This window comes from Bradyrhizobium sp. AZCC 1588 (genome assembly GCF_036924735.1).
Lineage (GTDB): Bacteria > Pseudomonadota > Alphaproteobacteria > Rhizobiales > Xanthobacteraceae > Bradyrhizobium.
In genome coordinates, this window is record NZ_JAZHSC010000001.1 from 6,178,861 (window position 1) to 6,195,397 (window position 16,537).

The 16,537-nt window shown below is 63.6% G+C and carries 14 protein-coding genes; 10 read left to right on the forward strand and 4 right to left on the reverse strand.

Annotation, left to right across the window (positions count from 1 at the left end; all coding sequences use genetic code 11):
- The first annotated feature begins 135 nt into the window (after positions 1-135).
- Together V1277_RS28680 and V1277_RS28685 are read left to right on the forward strand one after the other, a co-directional pair.
- A complete protein-coding gene (locus V1277_RS28680) occupies positions 136-1,095 on the forward strand; it encodes a hypothetical protein (protein WP_334419185.1) in 960 nt (319 codons plus the stop codon).
- 56 nt (positions 1,096-1,151) lie between these two features.
- Complete coding sequence (locus V1277_RS28685) at positions 1,152-1,592, forward strand: DUF1489 family protein (RefSeq protein WP_334374871.1); 441 nt, start codon at positions 1,152-1,154, stop codon at positions 1,590-1,592.
- 121 nt (positions 1,593-1,713) lie between these two features.
- Here V1277_RS28685 and panC read toward each other — a convergent pair whose 3' ends face one another.
- The gene (gene panC, locus V1277_RS28690; RefSeq protein WP_334419186.1) at positions 1,714-2,565 is read right to left on the reverse strand and encodes a pantoate--beta-alanine ligase; all 852 of its coding nucleotides are present in this window, start codon (positions 2,563-2,565) and stop codon (positions 1,714-1,716) included.
- A gap of 341 nt (positions 2,566-2,906) precedes the next feature.
- Between panC and V1277_RS28695 the strand changes: the two genes are divergently transcribed.
- Complete coding sequence (locus V1277_RS28695; protein ID WP_334419187.1) at positions 2,907-3,842, forward strand: division plane positioning ATPase MipZ; 936 nt, start codon at positions 2,907-2,909, stop codon at positions 3,840-3,842.
- 23 nt (positions 3,843-3,865) lie between these two features.
- Here V1277_RS28695 and V1277_RS28700 read toward each other — a convergent pair whose 3' ends face one another.
- Complete coding sequence (locus tag V1277_RS28700) at positions 3,866-4,948, reverse strand: zinc-binding alcohol dehydrogenase family protein (RefSeq protein WP_334419188.1); 1,083 nt, start codon at positions 4,946-4,948, stop codon at positions 3,866-3,868.
- A 106-nt stretch (positions 4,949-5,054) separates the two neighbouring features.
- Between V1277_RS28700 and V1277_RS28705 the strand changes: the two genes are divergently transcribed.
- From V1277_RS28705 to V1277_RS28720, 4 genes are all read left to right on the forward strand, one after another.
- On the forward strand, positions 5,055-5,840 hold the full coding sequence (locus tag V1277_RS28705) for a helix-turn-helix transcriptional regulator (RefSeq protein ID WP_334419189.1): 786 nt from the start codon (positions 5,055-5,057) through the stop codon (positions 5,838-5,840).
- A gap of 334 nt (positions 5,841-6,174) precedes the next feature.
- On the forward strand, positions 6,175-7,074 hold the full coding sequence (locus tag V1277_RS28710) for an alpha/beta hydrolase (protein ID WP_334419190.1): 900 nt from the start codon (positions 6,175-6,177) through the stop codon (positions 7,072-7,074).
- 104 nt (positions 7,075-7,178) lie between these two features.
- Entirely contained in the window at positions 7,179-7,943 is a 765-nt protein-coding gene (locus tag V1277_RS28715; protein ID WP_334419191.1) for a VWA domain-containing protein, read from the forward strand.
- 67 nt (positions 7,944-8,010) lie between these two features.
- Positions 8,011-8,739 (forward strand): DnaJ domain-containing protein, encoded by a 729-nt coding sequence (locus V1277_RS28720; protein WP_334419192.1) that lies wholly within the window; start codon positions 8,011-8,013, stop codon positions 8,737-8,739.
- 255 nt (positions 8,740-8,994) lie between these two features.
- Here the strand turns inward: V1277_RS28720 and V1277_RS28725 are convergent, their stop codons facing one another.
- On the reverse strand, positions 8,995-10,842 hold the full coding sequence (locus V1277_RS28725) for a serine hydrolase (RefSeq protein WP_334419193.1): 1,848 nt from the start codon (positions 10,840-10,842) through the stop codon (positions 8,995-8,997).
- A 399-nt stretch (positions 10,843-11,241) separates the two neighbouring features.
- On the opposite strand from V1277_RS28725, the gene V1277_RS28730 reads away from it, so the two are divergent.
- On the forward strand, positions 11,242-11,580 hold the full coding sequence (locus V1277_RS28730) for a phasin family protein (protein ID WP_028345580.1): 339 nt from the start codon (positions 11,242-11,244) through the stop codon (positions 11,578-11,580).
- Positions 11,581-11,657: 77 nt separating this feature from the next.
- On the opposite strand, the gene V1277_RS28735 is transcribed toward V1277_RS28730, so the two are convergent.
- Positions 11,658-13,031 carry a TadE/TadG family type IV pilus assembly protein gene (locus V1277_RS28735; protein WP_334419194.1) on the reverse strand — a complete coding sequence of 458 codons (1,374 nt, stop codon included), beginning with the start codon at positions 13,029-13,031 and terminating at the stop codon, positions 11,658-11,660.
- Between the two features lie 499 nt (positions 13,032-13,530).
- Between V1277_RS28735 and clpS the strand changes: the two genes are divergently transcribed.
- Both clpS and clpA read left to right on the forward strand, forming a co-directional pair.
- Positions 13,531-13,863 (forward strand): ATP-dependent Clp protease adapter ClpS, encoded by a 333-nt coding sequence (clpS, locus tag V1277_RS28740; RefSeq protein ID WP_028345585.1) that lies wholly within the window; start codon positions 13,531-13,533, stop codon positions 13,861-13,863.
- 266 nt (positions 13,864-14,129) lie between these two features.
- Complete coding sequence (gene clpA, locus V1277_RS28745; protein WP_065746969.1) at positions 14,130-16,532, forward strand: ATP-dependent Clp protease ATP-binding subunit ClpA; 2,403 nt, start codon at positions 14,130-14,132, stop codon at positions 16,530-16,532.
- Positions 16,533-16,537: the final 5 nt, after the last annotated feature.

Below are 16,537 nucleotides of genomic sequence, written 5' to 3' on the forward strand. Positions count from 1 at the left end.
CAGCCCGCTGACGGAGTTCCATTCAAAGCGCCGTCAAAAGGCCCCGTTCGCAGAACCATTCTGCCGAAAAGCGAATGCGATAAAGACGCATTCGCCTTTCGATCGCGTTTGATGCTGCGTTGAGGGACACTGCGCATGAACTGGGCCTGGGCTGCTTCGCTGGATCAGATCTGGCGCTCGCCGAACCTTTCTTTGTACCTGACGCTGGCCACGGCCGGCTTTGTCGGGCTTGTCGTTCTGATCACGCTGCTGCGCTCGGAGAGATCCGTGGCCAACGGCGTGCTGGCGCTCATCACGCTGCTTGCGATCGGCGTCGCGGGAGCCGTGACCTTCCGCGGGTTCGGCACGGCGAACGCGGTTCAGCCGACCGAGGCACGGCCGGTTCCAACGGCCACCGCCGCATTGCCGCAGCTTTCCTGTATCGACGAGCTTGCCGGTGATGCCGTCCTCGCCGCATGCGAGAAGGCGCTGTTCGGTTCGGCGGAGTCGGTGGCGGCGGCGGTCGCCTACGCCGCCTCGCAGATCACCCTGTTGACCTCGCTGGGCGATGTCGCCACCGCTAACAAGGGGGGCGGCTCCGACTTGCTAGCGCTGCGCCGCGCCGTCGAGCGCGACCGCTACGGGTTGATGGCCTATGTGCTGACGGTGCGTGACCGCTGTACGCCAGCGGCCTGCCGTGCGTTCCGCTCGCTGACCGACACGCGCCAGGTGGCGGCCAACATGGAAGACCGTGTCTACGAAAGCCTGGTCATGCGCCACGCGGCGTCGTGGAACGCGCCGCCGCAGACTGCGGCCGGCATGATGGCGGCGCTACCGCCGTCCCAGCCGACGGGGAAGCCGACCAATGCCGAATTCCCGACCTCGGCCTCTACTCCGCCGGTCAGCATCATGACGCCCGAGCCGCCGGCGAAGCCGTCGCCACCGGCCACGGCGGCGCCGCGTCCGGCCGCGGCGCCGCCGCCGGCACCATCACCGTCACCCTCACCAGCGCTGGCCGCCGCCAAGAAGCAGCCACCGCCGCCGAAACGGCCGTCCACTGCGGCGCCGGTCCAACTCGCGCCGTCGGCTTCGGGGGCTGCCGACAACGAGCAGTGATCTCCACAAGGAGTGATCTTTTCAAAGAGCGCCTGGGCCGCTACATCGGCGGGATCATGCCGCTTCATCTCATCAAGCTCGCCGTTGGCTGCGAGTCGGTCAAAGAACTCAAAGGGTGGGTTGCCGAACGCATGGCAGCCGCCAAGAAAAAGGGCCTGCCGCTTCGTCACGTCCACATCACGCGGATGACGCCGAAGCGCGACGGCGAGATCCTCGCCGGCGGCTCGCTCTACTGGGTCATCAAGGGTGAAATCGCCGCCCGCGAAAAAATCATCGCGATCGAGCCATTCCGCGACAAGGACGGTATCGGGCGGTGCCGCCTGGTGATGCAGCCCAAGGTGTTTGCTGTCTCGCCGCGGCCGATGCGCCCGTTCCAGGGTTGGCGCTATTTGACCGAGGACGCAGCACCGCCGGACCTCACCAAATCCTCCGCCGCCAGCGTCGCCGCGATGCCGGAACCGATGCGGCGCGAATTGCGCGATCTGGGGCTGCTCTGACCGGGGCTGCGGCTACGTCTTAGAGTGTTTTCCAGCGAAGTGGACACCGGTTCGCGTCAAGAAAACGCGTCAAAACAAGAATCTAGAGCCCGGTTCTGATTCAATCAGAACCAAAAAGGCTCTAGACGCCGATGTTATCGATCAAGCGGGTCGTGCCGAGCTTCGCGGCGACGAGGATCCGCACCGGTCCTTCCTTGATCGATGCAATCGGCGCCAGCGTCCCGGCGTGACGGGCCTCGAAATAGTCCAGCGCGAAGCCCGCGGCGGTGATCAGTTCGCGGCCGGCCGCCATCGTGGCCTCGAAATCCTCGCCGGCCTTCAGCCGTTTTGCGCTTTCCTTCATGGCGCGATGGAGCGTCGGTGCCGTTTGCCGTTCCTCGGCCGAGAGGTAGACGTTGCGCGAGGACATCGCCAGCCCGTCTCGTTCCCGCACGGTGCGCGAGCCGATCACGTTGACGCCGAGGTCGAGATCGGCGGCCATCTGCGTCACCACCCGCAGTTGCTGAAAGTCCTTCTCGCCGAAGATCGCGACGTCCGGCCGGACCTGCGTGAACAGCTTGCCAACCACGGTGGCGACACCGCCGAAGAAATGCGGCCGGAAACGATCCTCGAGCCCGGCGGTAGCCGGACCTTCGGGCACGATCCTTGTCGCGAAGCCGTCCGGGTACATCGCCTTGACGTCCGGATTCCAGACCAGGTCGACCTTCTCGGCGGTGAGTTTGGCAAGGTCGGCCTTCCAGGTGCGCGGATACGAACCGAAATCCTCCGTCGGCGCGAACTGCGTCGGGTTAACGAAGACCGAGACGACGACTTTCTGTGCGCGACGCTTGGCGAGGCGGACCAGCGACATGTGTCCGTCATGAAGCGCACCCATGGTCGGCACCAGCGCGACGGCGGCCTTGCGGGCGCGCAAGGCCTCGACGGCGCGGCGCAATGCGGGAACGGTACGGACGACCATGGGACTTCGCGACATCTTGCCTCGATCTCTTGCAGCTTGTGACGGGGTGAGGGGGCCGGTGGCCCCGATACTTTCGGCGGGCGCGCCGACCTTATAAGGCCGGAGCTTTGCCGCCAAGCTTACTCGGGAATGGCAAGCCTGCGGCAGCTCAACAAGCCTGCGGCAGCTCAACGCGAAAGCTAGATGTGCGCGCCTCGCTGGTTGAAAAGGCTGCGAGCAGATCGCTGCAACGGAACGAAATCCGCACCATCGGATTCATGATTAAGACACACCGCGAGCGAATTGAATGCGTCGTCACGCATTTCACTTGACCGCAGCCGCGCTGTGATTTGAAGATATCGAGCGGGGGTTGAATCATGTTGCTTCAGGCGAGTCAGGGTCAATTTGGTTCGGCGCATGTCGTCGTGCTCGGCAACGAGAAGGGCGGTTCCGGAAAATCCACCACCGCCCTGCATATCGCTGTTGCGCTGATGAAGGCCGGGCAGCGCGTCGCCACCATCGACCTCGACTGCCGCCAGCAGAGTTTTACCCGCTACATCGCCAACCGGAGCGCGTGGGCCCGCCGCACCGGTCTCGATCTCGAAATCCCCGTGCACTATTGCATCAAGCTCGGCGAGACGATGCAGATCGCCGACAATGAAAACTCCGAGTTCCAGCAGTTCGCGGCGGCGGTCGGCACGGTCGAGCGCGCTTTCGACTTCATCGTCATCGATACGCCCGGTTCGGACTCCTACCTGATGCGGCTGGCGCATTCGATGGCCGACACGCTGGTGACCCCGATCAACGACAGCTTCCTCGATTTCGACGTGCTCGGCACCGTCGATCCTGCAACCTACACGGTAACCGGCGAGAGCCATTATGCGGAGATGGTGCGCGACACCAGGCGCAAGCGCCGCCAGCTCGACGGCGCCACCACCGACTGGATCGTGGTGCGCAACCGCCTGTCGATGATCGGATCGCGCAACAAGCAGCTCGTCGCCGAAAGCCTGAAGGACCTTTCGCTGCGGCTCGGCTTCCGTTCCATCGATGGATTCGCCGAGCGGGTGGTCTACCGCGAATTCTTCCCGCGCGGACTGACGGCCCTGGACAACATCGACGAGGCCACCCTCGGCACCCGGCCCAGCATGGGCCATGTCACGGCGCGCGAGGAAGTGACCAGCCTGTTGCGCCAGCTCAAGCTGCCGCTCGATGAGCGCGGCCGCCGCCGCGCTGCCAACCGCGCCGAATGGTTCACCCAGGTCGACAAGCCGCTCGAAGTCCACGACATCATCGGCGACATCATCAGCGCCTGATCTCCATCGGCAGCCGGCTCAGCCTATCGCGGCTGGATGACCGTCATTTTGAACGGACCACTGTGTGCGGCGGCATGCGCGACCGCCTCGTTGGCGCGGTCCAGACCGAACGCGGCGATCTCAAAATGATCGAGATTGACCAGGCCGGCGCGGATCTGGCCGGCCATCAGCACGGCCGCATGCGGTGGGTACATCCATTGCCCCCGCAGGGCGATGCAGTTTCGCATCATCCAGGGGTAGGGTAGGTCGAGGCCGGTGCCGCCGAGCATGCCGACGCCGCCCATCAGCACCACCCGGCCGTAAGGCCGCACCGCCATGATGGCGGTTCGCACCTGCGCGGTGTTGGCCGCCGGCGGGAGGATGTCGAGCACGCAGTCGATCGGGCCGGGCGCCGCCTGCAGGATGCGGGTGCGATCGTCGGCCTCGTGGCCACGCATCGGCACGGTCCGGACGCGCGCACCGAACCGCCGCGTTAGCTCAGACAACGCCTGCTCGTTCCGCCCGGTCGCGACCACGCATTGCGCGCCCATCCCCAATGCGACGGCGACGGCCGCGCTGCCGAAGCTGCCGGTGGCGCCGTTGACCAGCGCGATCTCTCCGGCTTGCAGTTGTGCGGCAAGGAAGCCGCCGAAGGGTACGAGCAAGGTGCCGAGCGCACACCAGCGGCCGGCATCCTTCTCGTCGATGTCGCCGATCGGAACGGCGTTTTCGGTCGGCACGCGCATCTGCTCGGCCCAGGCGCCGTTGTGGAAATGGCGTTGCAGGTGCAGCCCGCCTTCGCTGCCGGCGGTGAGGCCCTGCAGGGCGATGTCAGGCGACAGTGCGTCGTCGCGCGAGCGCACGGTCGGATCGCAATAGACCCAATCGCCAGGGCGAAGGCGGGTCGCGTCGGGACCGGTAGCCCGGACACAGCCGATCGCGCCGGGGCCGGGCACCATTGGCAGTTCCATCAGGTACTTCCGCTGCCCGCCGAGCACTTCGTTGGCATAGGCCAGCACGCGGCTCGCCATGACGTCGACGATAACCTCGCCGGTGCCGAGCAGCGGGTCGGGAAGGGTCTCGATCGCAAGCGGCGATCCGAACGCGTTCAGAACGGCAGCCTTCATGGGGCCTCCTCGTTTCGATGAAGCCGCATTCTCGCAGGCTTCATTGCCCCAACAAGACCTGGTATTATCCTAGGACCGAAAAGCCCTTCCTCGGGGCGCGGCGCGCATGGCGGAATCAGGCACGAATTCAAGGCAAAGCGAACTCGGCGACTTCCTGCGCTCGCGGCGGCAGAAGCTGACGCCGAAGGCGGTCGGCTTGCCCGGCGGCCGGCGGCGCCGCACGCCCGGCCTGCGGCGGGAGGAAGTGGCCGACCTCGCCGGCATCGGCGTCGACTGGTACATCCGTCTCGAGCAGGGACGGTCCGTCAGCCCTTCGGCAGCAACGATCGATGCGCTGGCGCGCGCGCTGCGGCTGACCAGGGCCGAACACCGGCATCTGAGAGAGCTGACGCAAAATGCCGACCGGCGCGCCTTTGTCCGCGAGACCGTGCCACCCGCTGTCCGCCGCACGGTCGAGCAACTCAACCTGCCGGCCTATGTCACCGGCCGACGCTGGGACATCCTCGCCTGGAATGCAGCCGCCGACGAAATCTTTGCGTTCAGCCGGCTTGCGGAAGCCGACCGCAACAGCCTGCTCTCGGTACTGACCAATCCGGCGACGAGGCGGCTGTTCGGTGCGTCATGGGCGGACGAGGCACGGCGCATGGTCGCCCAGTTCAGGGCGACGCATGACCTGTGGGCCGGCGATCCGGCCTTTCGCGACCTGCTGGCGCGACTGCGTGAAGGCTGTCCGGAATTTATTGGCTGGTGGGAGGCCCATGACGTCAGCGGCGTCGCGGCGGGACGGAAATCCTTGACCCATCCCAAAAAGGGGCGGCTCAAACTGGAGTATGCGAGCTTCCAGGCCAATGACGACCCGGCCTTGAAGCTTGTCATCTACACGACGGTTTAAGATCCCCTCTGGGGATCCCGTTGCCGGTACTAGCGCACCGTGACGCGTTGTGACGCAGCGGTTCCCGGGAACCGGTCCCGCACTACGCCGTTTTCATTAGACTTTTATCGGATGTTCGAACCGAAGCTTGAAAGGAGACGTCGTAGTAAAAAAGAGGTCGAATTTGTGGAACTGAGCGGCTGCCCAATGGATGGGTGCGTCGCACAATGATCAGGCGGTCAATACACAACATTTGGCCTTTATGTCACGCCATCGTGACATATATCATCAACAAGGGACCGAAAGAGTCTCAAACAGGGTTGAGCCCCTAGCGGGCGCGAGGACGAAGACAAATATGAAACGTGGAATTCTCGTTCTGCTTTCACTCTCCGTGCTGGTCGCTGTCGCGTTTTTTACCGCGAACAAGTGGGCGATCCGGCACGAGACAATCGCGTTTCATGATCCCGTCCGCGACAATCGTCTGGTGGCGGTCAGCATCGCCGTTCGCCGCGACAAGGAAATGCAGGCCAATGCCGGCTTGATCAAGCTGCCGGTTGCGATCCTCAATCACGGCAACACCGTCAAGAACACCGAGTATTCGTTCCTGTCGACCGTGTTCGCCTGGCGCGGTTATCTTGCGGTCAGCCCGCAGCACGATCTACCGACCGATCCGCCGATGGTGACCAAGATTGGTGAACCCTATGTCGGCCGTCTGCCGCAGATTCAGCGCGGCGTCGCCAACATCCATTTCGCTGTCCACGAAATGAAGAAGATCCAGCCCAATGCCGACTATGACAAGGTGACCATGGTCGGCCATTCGATGGGCGGCGACATCTCGATGTATTTCGCCAAGCAGTATCCCGACGAGATCAAGAAAGTCGTGACACTGGACAATTTGCGCGTGCCGTTCCTGACCGACGGCAAGTTCAAGATTCTGTCGTTCCGCTCCCAGGACACGCATTTCAAAGCGGACCCCGGCGTCGTGCCTGACGACGAGCAATGCGAGCAGGCCGGCATCACCGTCGTGAACACCGGCTTCCAGCACAACGATATGCGGGATACCGGGCCTGACGCCGCCAAATCCTCGATCCAGTCGATGCTCGACAGGTTCCTCGACGAGTCCGACAAGAGTGGCGTGTTGAAGCCCGTGCCGACCAGGGTGCCGGACGTTCTGACCAGCAGCCCGGGACCGGTGCCGCTGTCCGTTCCGCTGGCCAGCAATCCCGCGCCGAAAAACAAGCCGGTTACGAACTAGACGACTGACCGCCATCGTGCATTTGCGGCTGCGTCACGGGCCGGCGCATTGACCCGCTGTAAGCAATGTCCCACATAAAGCTCGCTGCTTATCCGCGAGCGCTCATGGCCGGCGAACCTACCAAACCCAAATCGGCAGGCGATGTTGCTTCGGCAAGAGCCGATGCGCGCAAAGGCGGCCCGTTGCCGGAGACCAAGCCGTCGGCGTCGGAGGACATCGCAGCCTTCGTGGCGAAAGCGCGCGCGATGTCGCCACACCGCCCGGACGCCAGGGGAAGGCTGGTGTTTGCGCTCGACGCCACCATGAGCCGGCAGCCAACTTGGGATATGGCCTGCGCGCTGCAGGCCGACATGTTTCGCGAGGCGGCCTCGCTCGGCAGCCTCGATATCAGGCTGGTCTATTACCGCGGCTTCAACGAATGCCGCGCCACGGGCTGGATCTCCGATTCCGCGCGACTGGCACGGCTGATGAGCAAGATCGATTGCCAGGGCGGCAATACCCAGATCGGCAAGGTGCTGTCGGAAGCGCGCCGCGAGGCGGTGGCGTCCGGCGTGCGCGCCATGGTGTTTGTTGGCGACGCCATGGAGGAGTCCGTCGACGACCTCTGCGCCAAGGCCGGCGAGCTCGGCCTGCTCAAGGTGCCCGTGTTCATGTTCCAGGAAGGCCACGACCCGACCGCCGAGCAGGCGTTCCGGGAGATTGCGCGGCTCACCGGCGGCGCATGGTGCAGGTTCGACCCCGGCGCCGCGGCGCAGTTGCGTGAGCTGCTGCGCGCCGCCGCAGCCTACGCCGCCGGCGGGCGCGAAGCGCTGCTGCGGCTGTCGAAGACCGCAAGCGGCGCGGCCGCACTGATCGGCCAGATGAAGTGATTACGACTTTGGTTGTGATCAAGCCCAGCGTCATGCTTTTCGGCGCCGGTGCCGCTATATTAGAGCCATGGCAACCCTGATTGCCGGCGTCGTCGCCGTTGTCGTTCTGTACTTGCTGCTGCAGATGTTTCGTGCAGCCAACCCGGTCGTGCTCGCGCGCACGATCAAGATCGTGGGCGGCGTGGTGGCGCTGGCGGTCGCAGCCTTCACCGGGCTGCGCGGCGAGCTTGCGGTGGCAATTCCGCTCGGCATCTTCGGCGCCGGCCTGCTCGGCTGGTCGCCATTCGGGCCGGGCGGCTTCAGCAATATCGGCGGAATCTTCGGCGGCGGCGCGCAGCGTTCGTCGGGGCAGGCCTCGCGCGTCCGCTCGCAGTTTCTCGACATGAGTCTCGATCACGACAGCGGCGAGCTGTCGGGGCGGATCGTGGACGGGCCGAATGCCGGGCGTTCGCTCGGCGAGTTCGACCTGCCGCAATTGATCGCGATGATACCGGCCTTCGACGCCGAGAGCGTCGCCTTACTTGAAAGCTATCTTGACCGCCGGTTTCCCGCTTGGCGTCAGAACGCGCAAGGCGATGCGGCAGGGGGGCAGCGCCGCACGGCGGCGAGCGGAAAAATGTCGAACGAGGAAGCCTATCAGATCCTTGGCCTGCAGCCGGGGGCGGGGCGTGACGACATCAGCCGGGCTCACCGCGCCCTGATGAAGAAACTCCATCCCGACCAGGGGGGCTCGACGTATCTCGCTGCCCGCGTAAACGAGGCCAAGGATACTCTTCTTCGCACGCATTCTAGCTAACTCCGGCTCACGCCACCGACGCTACAAACCGCGAGTTGCTTCCATGCCGTTCTCTGACTGACGCCCCACATCGCCCGCCGTTGTCCGGCGTGGTCGATCGTTCATTGCAGGGAAACCTAACCGGAAATTCTTGACGAGAAGTTTTCGCGGACCGCCTTGGGCGTGATCTCGCGAGAGCCGTCGCGACTGTGTTTGGAAAACAACAAAGCCGGCGCTTGCGGCGCCGGCTTCGCGAACGTCAACGAAACGTCCGGATCAGTTGCGAACGGTGATGCAGGAAATGTCGGCGCGCTTGAGGGTCTTGCATACCGCTTCGGCCTGGTCGCGCTCGAGACCGGCGAAGCGGGCCCGGTAGAGCGTGCGGTTGTCCTTGGCGACCACCGGCTCGGTGAACGGATCGGCCTTGCCGAGCAGGGCGCTGGCCTTGGCGCGGGCGAGATCGATCCGCTGCTTGGCCTCGCTTTCGCTTTCGAGCGCGCCAACCTGAATGATCCAGCCGGTGCGGACCACCGCCGGCGCGGCCGGCTTGACGGCGCTGTTCTGCTGCATGGCCGGAGGCTGGGCGTGGGGCGCCGGATCGGCATAGGCCAGCGCCTGCCCGTGCGCGGCTTGCGAGGGGGTCTGTGTCAGGCTGGAAGCGGGCAACACTCCGAGCACGCCTTGTCCGGTACCGTGATTGGCCGGCTGCGGCGGCATCGCGACCTTGGCGGCTTCGGCCTTGGTCTCCGCGGCCTTTGCGACGACGGCGCTGGAGGTCTCGGCGATTTCAGGGCGCGCCGGAATGGTGTTGGTGATCGGCGGCGCCGCGGGCTGCGAGGGGCCGGCTGAAGCGAGCTTCATCGGTCCAGCCTTGACCTGAACCGTCTTGACCCTGACCGGCTTCATCGGCTCAGCCGAGCCGGGGATGGCTGATATCGGCTGGGTCTGGATGACCCCGTTGGTCAATGGTGCAGGTTCGGGCCGGGCTTGCTGCTCGAACTTGTTCTGTTCGACCTTGGCGGGCGGCGGGGGCAGGGCAGCGGCGGCCGCTGCCATCAGCGACGGCTTGGCCGGCGCGATCGAACGGGTTGCCGGCATGGCGGCGAGCCCCGGTTCGGCGGCGGCGAGGGCGCCGCCGGACTGAGCCGTTTCGGCCGGACGCGCAACGGTCTCGGCTGCGGCGACATCGACGGTGCCGTCGGCGGGATTGCGCTCGGTGATCGCAACGACGGTACGCTTGGTCGCGCCCTTCTCGAGGTTTTCGGCCAGCAGGTTGCGCATGGTGGCATCGCGCGAGCCGCCGCTGCGGCCGCCCAGCACCACGCCGATCAGGTGGCGGTTGCCGCGGCGCATCGAGCTTACGAGGTTGAAGCCGGACGCGCGGGTGTAGCCGGTCTTGATGCCATCGACGCCTTCGACATTGCCGAGCAGGCGATTGTGATTGCGGATCGACTGACCGCGATAATTGAACACCGAGGTCGCGAAGTAGCGGTAGTAGCGCGGGAAGCGATCCTGGATGGCGCGGCCGAGGGTCGCCTGATCGCGCGCGGTGGTCAGTTGCTCGTCATTGGGCAGGCCCGAGGCGTTGCGATAGGTGGTTTTGCTCATGCCGAGCGCGCGCGCCTTGCGCGTCATCAGCCTGGCGAATTCGGCTTCATCGCCGGCAATCGCTTCGGCGACCACGACGGCGGCGTCATTGGCGGAACGCGTCACAAGGCCCTTGATGGCATCCTCGACCTTCAGGGTCTGGCCCGGGCGCAGGCCAAGCTTGGTCGGCGCCTGCTCGGAGGCGTGCTCGGAGACTTCCATTTCGGTGTCGAGCTTCATCTTGCCGGATTCCAGGCGCTCGAACAGCAGATAGAGCGTCATGATCTTGGTCAGCGACGCTGGGCGCCGGATACCGTCGGGATTGTTGGAGGCGAGCACCGCGCCTGAATTGCCGTCGACGATGATCGAGGAGAATTGCGGGCTGTAGCTTTCGCGCGCGACGTGGTGGTGGCGACGGTGCTTGGAGCGGCGCGCTTCGGCGCTCTCGCTCGAGATCAGTATTGCCGTGGTGAAGGTAATGAGTCCGAGGGCGCACACCCGCAACGCGCGCGAGGAAGCCAAGGTTGTACGAAGCATTTACTTCCCCGTCCCAATTTCTGTCTTGATCACCGGCTCGTGAGGCAAAATTGTGCCCACCAGCCGCTGATGGTTCCCCGTTCGAAGCGCCGGTCCGGCCATGACGCGAGGCTGGAGTGGCCGATCAGGTCGCTTTTCTAGCTAAGATGCTGTTCACAAACAGCTTTCGGGCTGTCTGTCGGAAGGCGAACAAGTCCAGGAATCAGGTTAGGCGGAGCGAGTTGCCAAAAGATTAATTAACCGTTGCGTAAGACCCCGGGGTTTTCCGTTAATTGACCATATTTGTGCGTCGCACAAGATTCCTTGACTTTATTGTGCGGTGCACATATAGGGGCGTTGTGGTCAGGGAGCCGGGACCTCCCGGCAATAGGAACGCTCAGTCTGGGAAAGGACTCCATGATGGTCAAAATTGAAGACATTCAGAACTACGGCAAAGAGCATCTCGAATCGGTTGCCGCTTCCGCAACCAACGTGCAGAGCGGCGTTCAGGCGATCGCCACCGCCTACGGCGACTACGCCAAGAAATCGTTCGAAGACACCAAGTCGTTTGTCGAAAAGCTCTCCGGCGTGAAGTCGTTGGACAAGGCGCTCGAAGCCCAGACCGAATTTGCGCGTTCTTCCTACGAAACCTTTGTCGCGGAGTCGCAGAAGATTGCCGGCCTCTACACCGACCTCGCCAAGCAGGCCTACAAGCCCTACGAAGGCCTGGTCGCGAAGTTCACCCCGGCCGCGCACTAATTCGCGGCTTCATATTTCGCAAACAAAAAGCCCGGCCGTAACGGCCGGGCTTTTTCTTTCCGTCTCGATTGAGGCGCTTATTTCGCGACGCGCAGCTTGGCCAGCGACTGGCCGATCGATTTGAAGACCGACGCGGTCTGGCCGGCCTCCTTGATGTGGTAGAACTTGTTCGCATCGCTGGCGCACTCCTTGAGCACGGTAGACTCCGCATCCCCGCCGGTATTGACCTGGACGGTGTAGATCACGACGTTGTACGGCGCCTTCTTGGCGTTTGCGCACAGGATCTTCTGGCGGGCATCGATCTGCCACGCGTTGGAGTACCAGCGATTCTGCGTGTTCAGGCCGTCCGACAGCAGGACGATGGCGTCCTGGTACTCATAGTTCGCCGTGTCCTTGGGCGGGGCATTGAACGGCGCCACGCCAACGCCGAGCGTCAGCCAGGCCCATGCCATACCGATGCCCTGGTTGGTATTGCCGGTGGGCTGCAATTTGCCGATCTCTGTCTTGATCGTATCCCAGTTGTAGCTCAGCGGCAGGATCTTTCCGACATAGGGATTGTTGCCCGACTTGCAGTATGAGCCGTATTCCTCCGCCACAACCATCGTCGGCGCATTGGACGAGCTCGGAGGTGTGTTCGTGGTGTCTTCATTCTGGTCGCGGTCGGTGACGCAGCCGGTCCACTTGGTCTTGTCCGGCGTCCAGATCTTGCCGGCGTCCAGGCAGGAATCCTTGTCCGTCTTGTTGGCTTGGCTGCATGTCCCCCAGTACGGGTTCTGATTGCTCCATCTATCCCAGTCGATCCAGGTCTCGTCCTTGTAGCTGGTGCCGAGGTTGACGTCCTTGGCGAAGGGAACCATGGAGATGTAGATGTCGCCTTTATTCTTCTCGAGCTTGCTCAATTGATCGACCAGGCTCTTGGCGGCCTCCTGCATCGCCGGCATCTTGCCGTCCCACGCCATTGAGCCGGTGACGTCGAGCGCCATCGCAACCCGCATGCGCACGTTGCCCCAGGCCGAGGTGGAACTTGTATTGAAGCCCAGGTTCGGGTAACCGGCGACCCGCATGATCGTGGTATCCACGGCGCCGGAGCCGTTGATCAGGATCGTCGAGCCTTTGCCGGAGGTTGGGGTATAGCTTGCCGAGATCGTGATCGATTTGGCTTCCGGGTTGGTATAGAGGGCCTTGAAATACGCGTCTGCCTTCGCCGGGATTTCCGAGGTCGAGATGGTGCCCTCGGTCAGGTCCCTCGCCAGCATCAGCGCAGTCGAATCGAGGGCGGCCTGCATCGAGGTTCGCGCGCTGACAGCGCGCGTGTAATCAACCGCCGCGCCGACGAAAGCCATGATCGGGAGTACCGCGATCCCGAACAGGATCGCGATGTTGCCGTCATTAGCGCCGGCAAACCGGCTTGCAGCCGTGCGAAAGCGACGGAATGCGACTGTATCGAGCATGGCCTCACCGCAAATGTGATTTCTTGCGGGCATTTCCGCCCGGGCCGCTAAACAGGCGGTAAACCGGTTCCGGTAAAAACGGGTCAAAGCCGGTGCACCGCCAGACCGGTCGCCAAAAGACCCCGGTATGCTCAACGGCGGCTAAACGGGCCGTCGCGGTCCTTTGTCAAATCCGGCAGAAACGATTAACCTTGCTCCGGATAGCCGAACCGGGAATCGGGCCGGTCGCGGGACGTGGCAGGCAACATCAATGCGCTTGCGGCGATCCGGCGACGGACCCATATTCCAGGTGCCGATCCGGCCAACGGGTCGGACCGGGAGCGGCGATCTGGAATAAGCGTTACTGGGTACTAGGCGGTGGCTTATGTCAGAGCCGATCGCGTGTGGGCCAGGATGCGCTCCGGTCATCCCTTTTGGAATTTCGAACGCCTGAGCCATGTTGCAGCCAACCTTCAAAGCTTGTCCGTCCGTGCCGGCAAAGTCATCTTCTGCTCCCCGAATGAGCAATGACGAGAACCGCAACGCCGGAACCGGCGGTCCATCAACGTCGGTCATCACCAAGGTCAAGCCGAAGACCAAGCGTCCGAACCTCTATCGCGTCCTTATTCTGAACGACGACTACACGCCGATGGAGTTCGTCGTTCATGTGCTGGAGAAGTTCTTCCAGAAGGACGCCGAAGCGGCCACCAAGATCATGCTCCATGTCCATCACCACGGAATCGGTGAGTGCGGCGTGTTCACCTACGAGATTGCCGAGACCAAGGTCACGCAGGTGATGGATTTTGCGCGCAAGCACCAGCACCCACTGCAATGTGTGATGGAAAAAAAATAGCCGCGCGTGGCTCGCGATCCGGCCGGAAATAAGGAACGGGATTGCATTGATCGGTGTTGATGGACGCCGACCGTATTCTCGGCAGTTTTTTCGGGGGAGAGGTCGCGTGCCGCCGCCGTGGTGCCGCGAATTTAGAGGAAAACCACGCTTGCGGAACCGGTCTTTCGCCACGATCGTGTGTAACTATATGACAGGGGATGACGAAGGTTGTTGTTGCCTCACCGGGTAATGGCGATCATGATGACCGGGGACCATAGAGGACGCGAATGCCAACTTTTTCCCAAAGCCTTGAACAATCCCTGCATCGTGCATTGGCGATTGCAAACGAGCGCCATCATCAATATGCGACGCTCGAACATCTTCTGCTGTCGCTGATCGATGACTCGGATGCTGCTGCGGTGATGCGCGCCTGCAGCGTCGATCTCGACAAGCTGCGCACCAGCCTCGTCAATTATCTCGAGACCGAATTCGAAAATCTGGTGACGGACGGAGCCGACGACGCCAAGCCGACGGCCGGTTTCCAGCGCGTGATCCAGCGCGCGGTGATTCACGTCCAGTCTTCGGGGCGCGAGGAAGTGACGGGCGCCAACGTGCTGATCGCGATTTTCGCGGAGCGCGAAAGTCACGCCGCCTATTTCCTGCAGGAGCAGGACATGACGCGGTACGACGCGGTCAATTACATCAGCCATGGCATCGCCAAGCGGCCGGGCGTCTCCGAAGCGCGCCCCGTGCGCGGCGTCGACGAGGAGACCGAGACCAAGGGCAACGAGGACGCCAAGAAGAAGGGCGAAGCGCTCGAGACCTATTGTGTCAACCTGAACAAGAAGGCGCGGGACGGCAAGATCGATCCGGTGATCGGGCGCAATGCCGAGATCAACCGGGCCATCCAGGTGCTGTGCCGCCGGCAGAAGAACAATCCGCTGTTCGTCGGCGAGGCGGGCGTCGGCAAGACCGCGATTGCGGAAGGGCTCGCCAAGCGCATCGTCGATTCCGAAGTGCCGGAAGTGCTCGCCGCCGCCACCGTGTTCTCGCTCGACATGGGCACGCTGCTCGCCGGCACCCGCTACCGCGGCGATTTCGAGGAGCGGCTGAAGCAGGTTTTGAAGGAACTGGAAGCGCATCCGAACGCCATCCTGTTCATCGATGAAATCCACACCGTGATCGGCGCCGGCGCGACGTCCGGCGGCGCGATGGACGCGTCCAACCTGCTAAAGCCGGCGCTGGCTTCCGGCACGATCCGCTGCATGGGTTCGACGACCTACAAGGAATACCGTCAGCATTTCGAGAAGGACCGCGCACTGGTGCGCCGGTTCCAGAAGATCGACGTCAACGAGCCGACGGTGGAGGACGCGATTGCGATCCTGAAGGGGTTGAAGCCCTATTTCGAGGATTATCACCGGCTGAAATACACCAATGAGGCGATCGAGGCGGCGGTGCAGTTGTCGTCGCGCTACATCCACGACCGCAAGCTGCCGGACAAGGCGATCGACGTGATCGACGAGTCGGGCGCGGCGCAGATGCTGGTCGCAGAGAACCGGCGCAAGAAGACGATCGGCATCAAGGAAATCGAGACCACGATCGCGACCATGGCGCGGATTCCGCCCAAGAGCGTGTCAAAGAACGATGCCGAGGTGCTGAAGCATCTCGAGCAGACGCTGAAGCGCGTGGTGTTCGGCCAGGACAAGGCGATCGAGTCGCTGTCCGCGTCGATCAAGCTGGCACGCGCCGGCCTGCGCGAGCCGGAGAAGCCGATCGGTTCATACCTGTTCTCCGGGCCGACCGGCGTCGGCAAGACCGAAGTGGCAAAACAGCTCGCGGCCTCGCTCGGCGTCGAATTGCTGCGCTTCGACATGTCCGAATACATGGAGCGGCACACGGTATCGCGCCTGATCGGCGCGCCTCCCGGCTATGTCGGCTTCGACCAGGGCGGCCTTCTGACCGACGGCGTGGACCAGCATCCGCACTGCGTGGTGCTGCTCGACGAAATCGAGAAGGCGCACCCCGATCTCTACAACGTGCTGCTGCAGATCATGGACCACGGCCGGCTGACCGACCACAACGGCAAGCAGGTCAATTTTCGCAACGTGATCCTGATCATGACCACCAACGCGGGCGCCGCCGACCTCGCGCGGCAGGCCTTCGGCTTCACGCGCAACAAGCGGGAAGGCGACGACCACGAGGCGATCAACCGGCAGTTCGCCCCGGAATTCCGCAACCGGCTGGACGCGATCGTCTCGTTCGCCCATCTCAACGCCGACGTGATCGGCATGGTGGTCGAGAAGTTCGTGCTGCAGCTCGAGGCGCAGCTTGCCGATCGCGACGTCACCATCGAGCTGTCCGAGCCCGCCAAGGCATGGCTGATCGAGCATGGCTATGACGAGCAGATGGGCGCGCGGCCGATGGCGCGGGTGATCCAGGAGCACATCAAGAAGCCGTTGGCGGACGAGGTGCTGTTCGGCCAGCTCAAGGGCGGCGGCCATGTCCGCGTCGTGTTGGTCAAGGACGCCGAGGGCAAGGACAAGATCGGCTTCGAGTTTGTCGAGGGTCCGGTCACGCCGAAGCCCGAAAAGCTGCCAGGGGCGCGCAAGCGCAAGCCGAAGTCGGGCGGTCCGAACGGAGGCGGAGGCTCCAAGGGGCCGGCGTCGAAGGGTCCGCTGGTTAAAGTCTGATCGCC

What these genes read in the sequence shown, in the direction of transcription:
- V1277_RS28680 (WP_334419185.1), top strand. Translation starts at nt 136, where the DNA reads ATGAACTGGGCCTGGGCTGCTTCGCTGGATCAGATCTGGCGCTCGCCG.
- V1277_RS28685 (WP_334374871.1), top strand. Translation starts at nt 1,152, where the DNA reads ATGCCGCTTCATCTCATCAAGCTCGCCGTTGGCTGCGAGTCGGTCAAA.
- panC (WP_334419186.1), bottom strand. Translation starts at nt 2,565, where the DNA reads ATGTCGCGAAGTCCCATGGTCGTCCGTACCGTTCCCGCATTGCGCCGC.
- V1277_RS28695 (WP_334419187.1), top strand. Translation starts at nt 2,907, where the DNA reads ATGTTGCTTCAGGCGAGTCAGGGTCAATTTGGTTCGGCGCATGTCGTC.
- V1277_RS28700 (WP_334419188.1), bottom strand. Translation starts at nt 4,948, where the DNA reads ATGAAGGCTGCCGTTCTGAACGCGTTCGGATCGCCGCTTGCGATCGAG.
- V1277_RS28705 (WP_334419189.1), top strand. Translation starts at nt 5,055, where the DNA reads ATGGCGGAATCAGGCACGAATTCAAGGCAAAGCGAACTCGGCGACTTC.
- V1277_RS28710 (WP_334419190.1), top strand. Translation starts at nt 6,175, where the DNA reads ATGAAACGTGGAATTCTCGTTCTGCTTTCACTCTCCGTGCTGGTCGCT.
- V1277_RS28715 (WP_334419191.1), top strand. Translation starts at nt 7,179, where the DNA reads ATGGCCGGCGAACCTACCAAACCCAAATCGGCAGGCGATGTTGCTTCG.
- V1277_RS28720 (WP_334419192.1), top strand. Translation starts at nt 8,011, where the DNA reads ATGGCAACCCTGATTGCCGGCGTCGTCGCCGTTGTCGTTCTGTACTTG.
- V1277_RS28725 (WP_334419193.1), bottom strand. Translation starts at nt 10,842, where the DNA reads ATGCTTCGTACAACCTTGGCTTCCTCGCGCGCGTTGCGGGTGTGCGCC.
- V1277_RS28730 (WP_028345580.1), top strand. Translation starts at nt 11,242, where the DNA reads ATGGTCAAAATTGAAGACATTCAGAACTACGGCAAAGAGCATCTCGAA.
- V1277_RS28735 (WP_334419194.1), bottom strand. Translation starts at nt 13,031, where the DNA reads ATGCTCGATACAGTCGCATTCCGTCGCTTTCGCACGGCTGCAAGCCGG.
- clpS (WP_028345585.1), top strand. Translation starts at nt 13,531, where the DNA reads ATGAGCAATGACGAGAACCGCAACGCCGGAACCGGCGGTCCATCAACG.
- clpA (WP_065746969.1), top strand. Translation starts at nt 14,130, where the DNA reads ATGCCAACTTTTTCCCAAAGCCTTGAACAATCCCTGCATCGTGCATTG.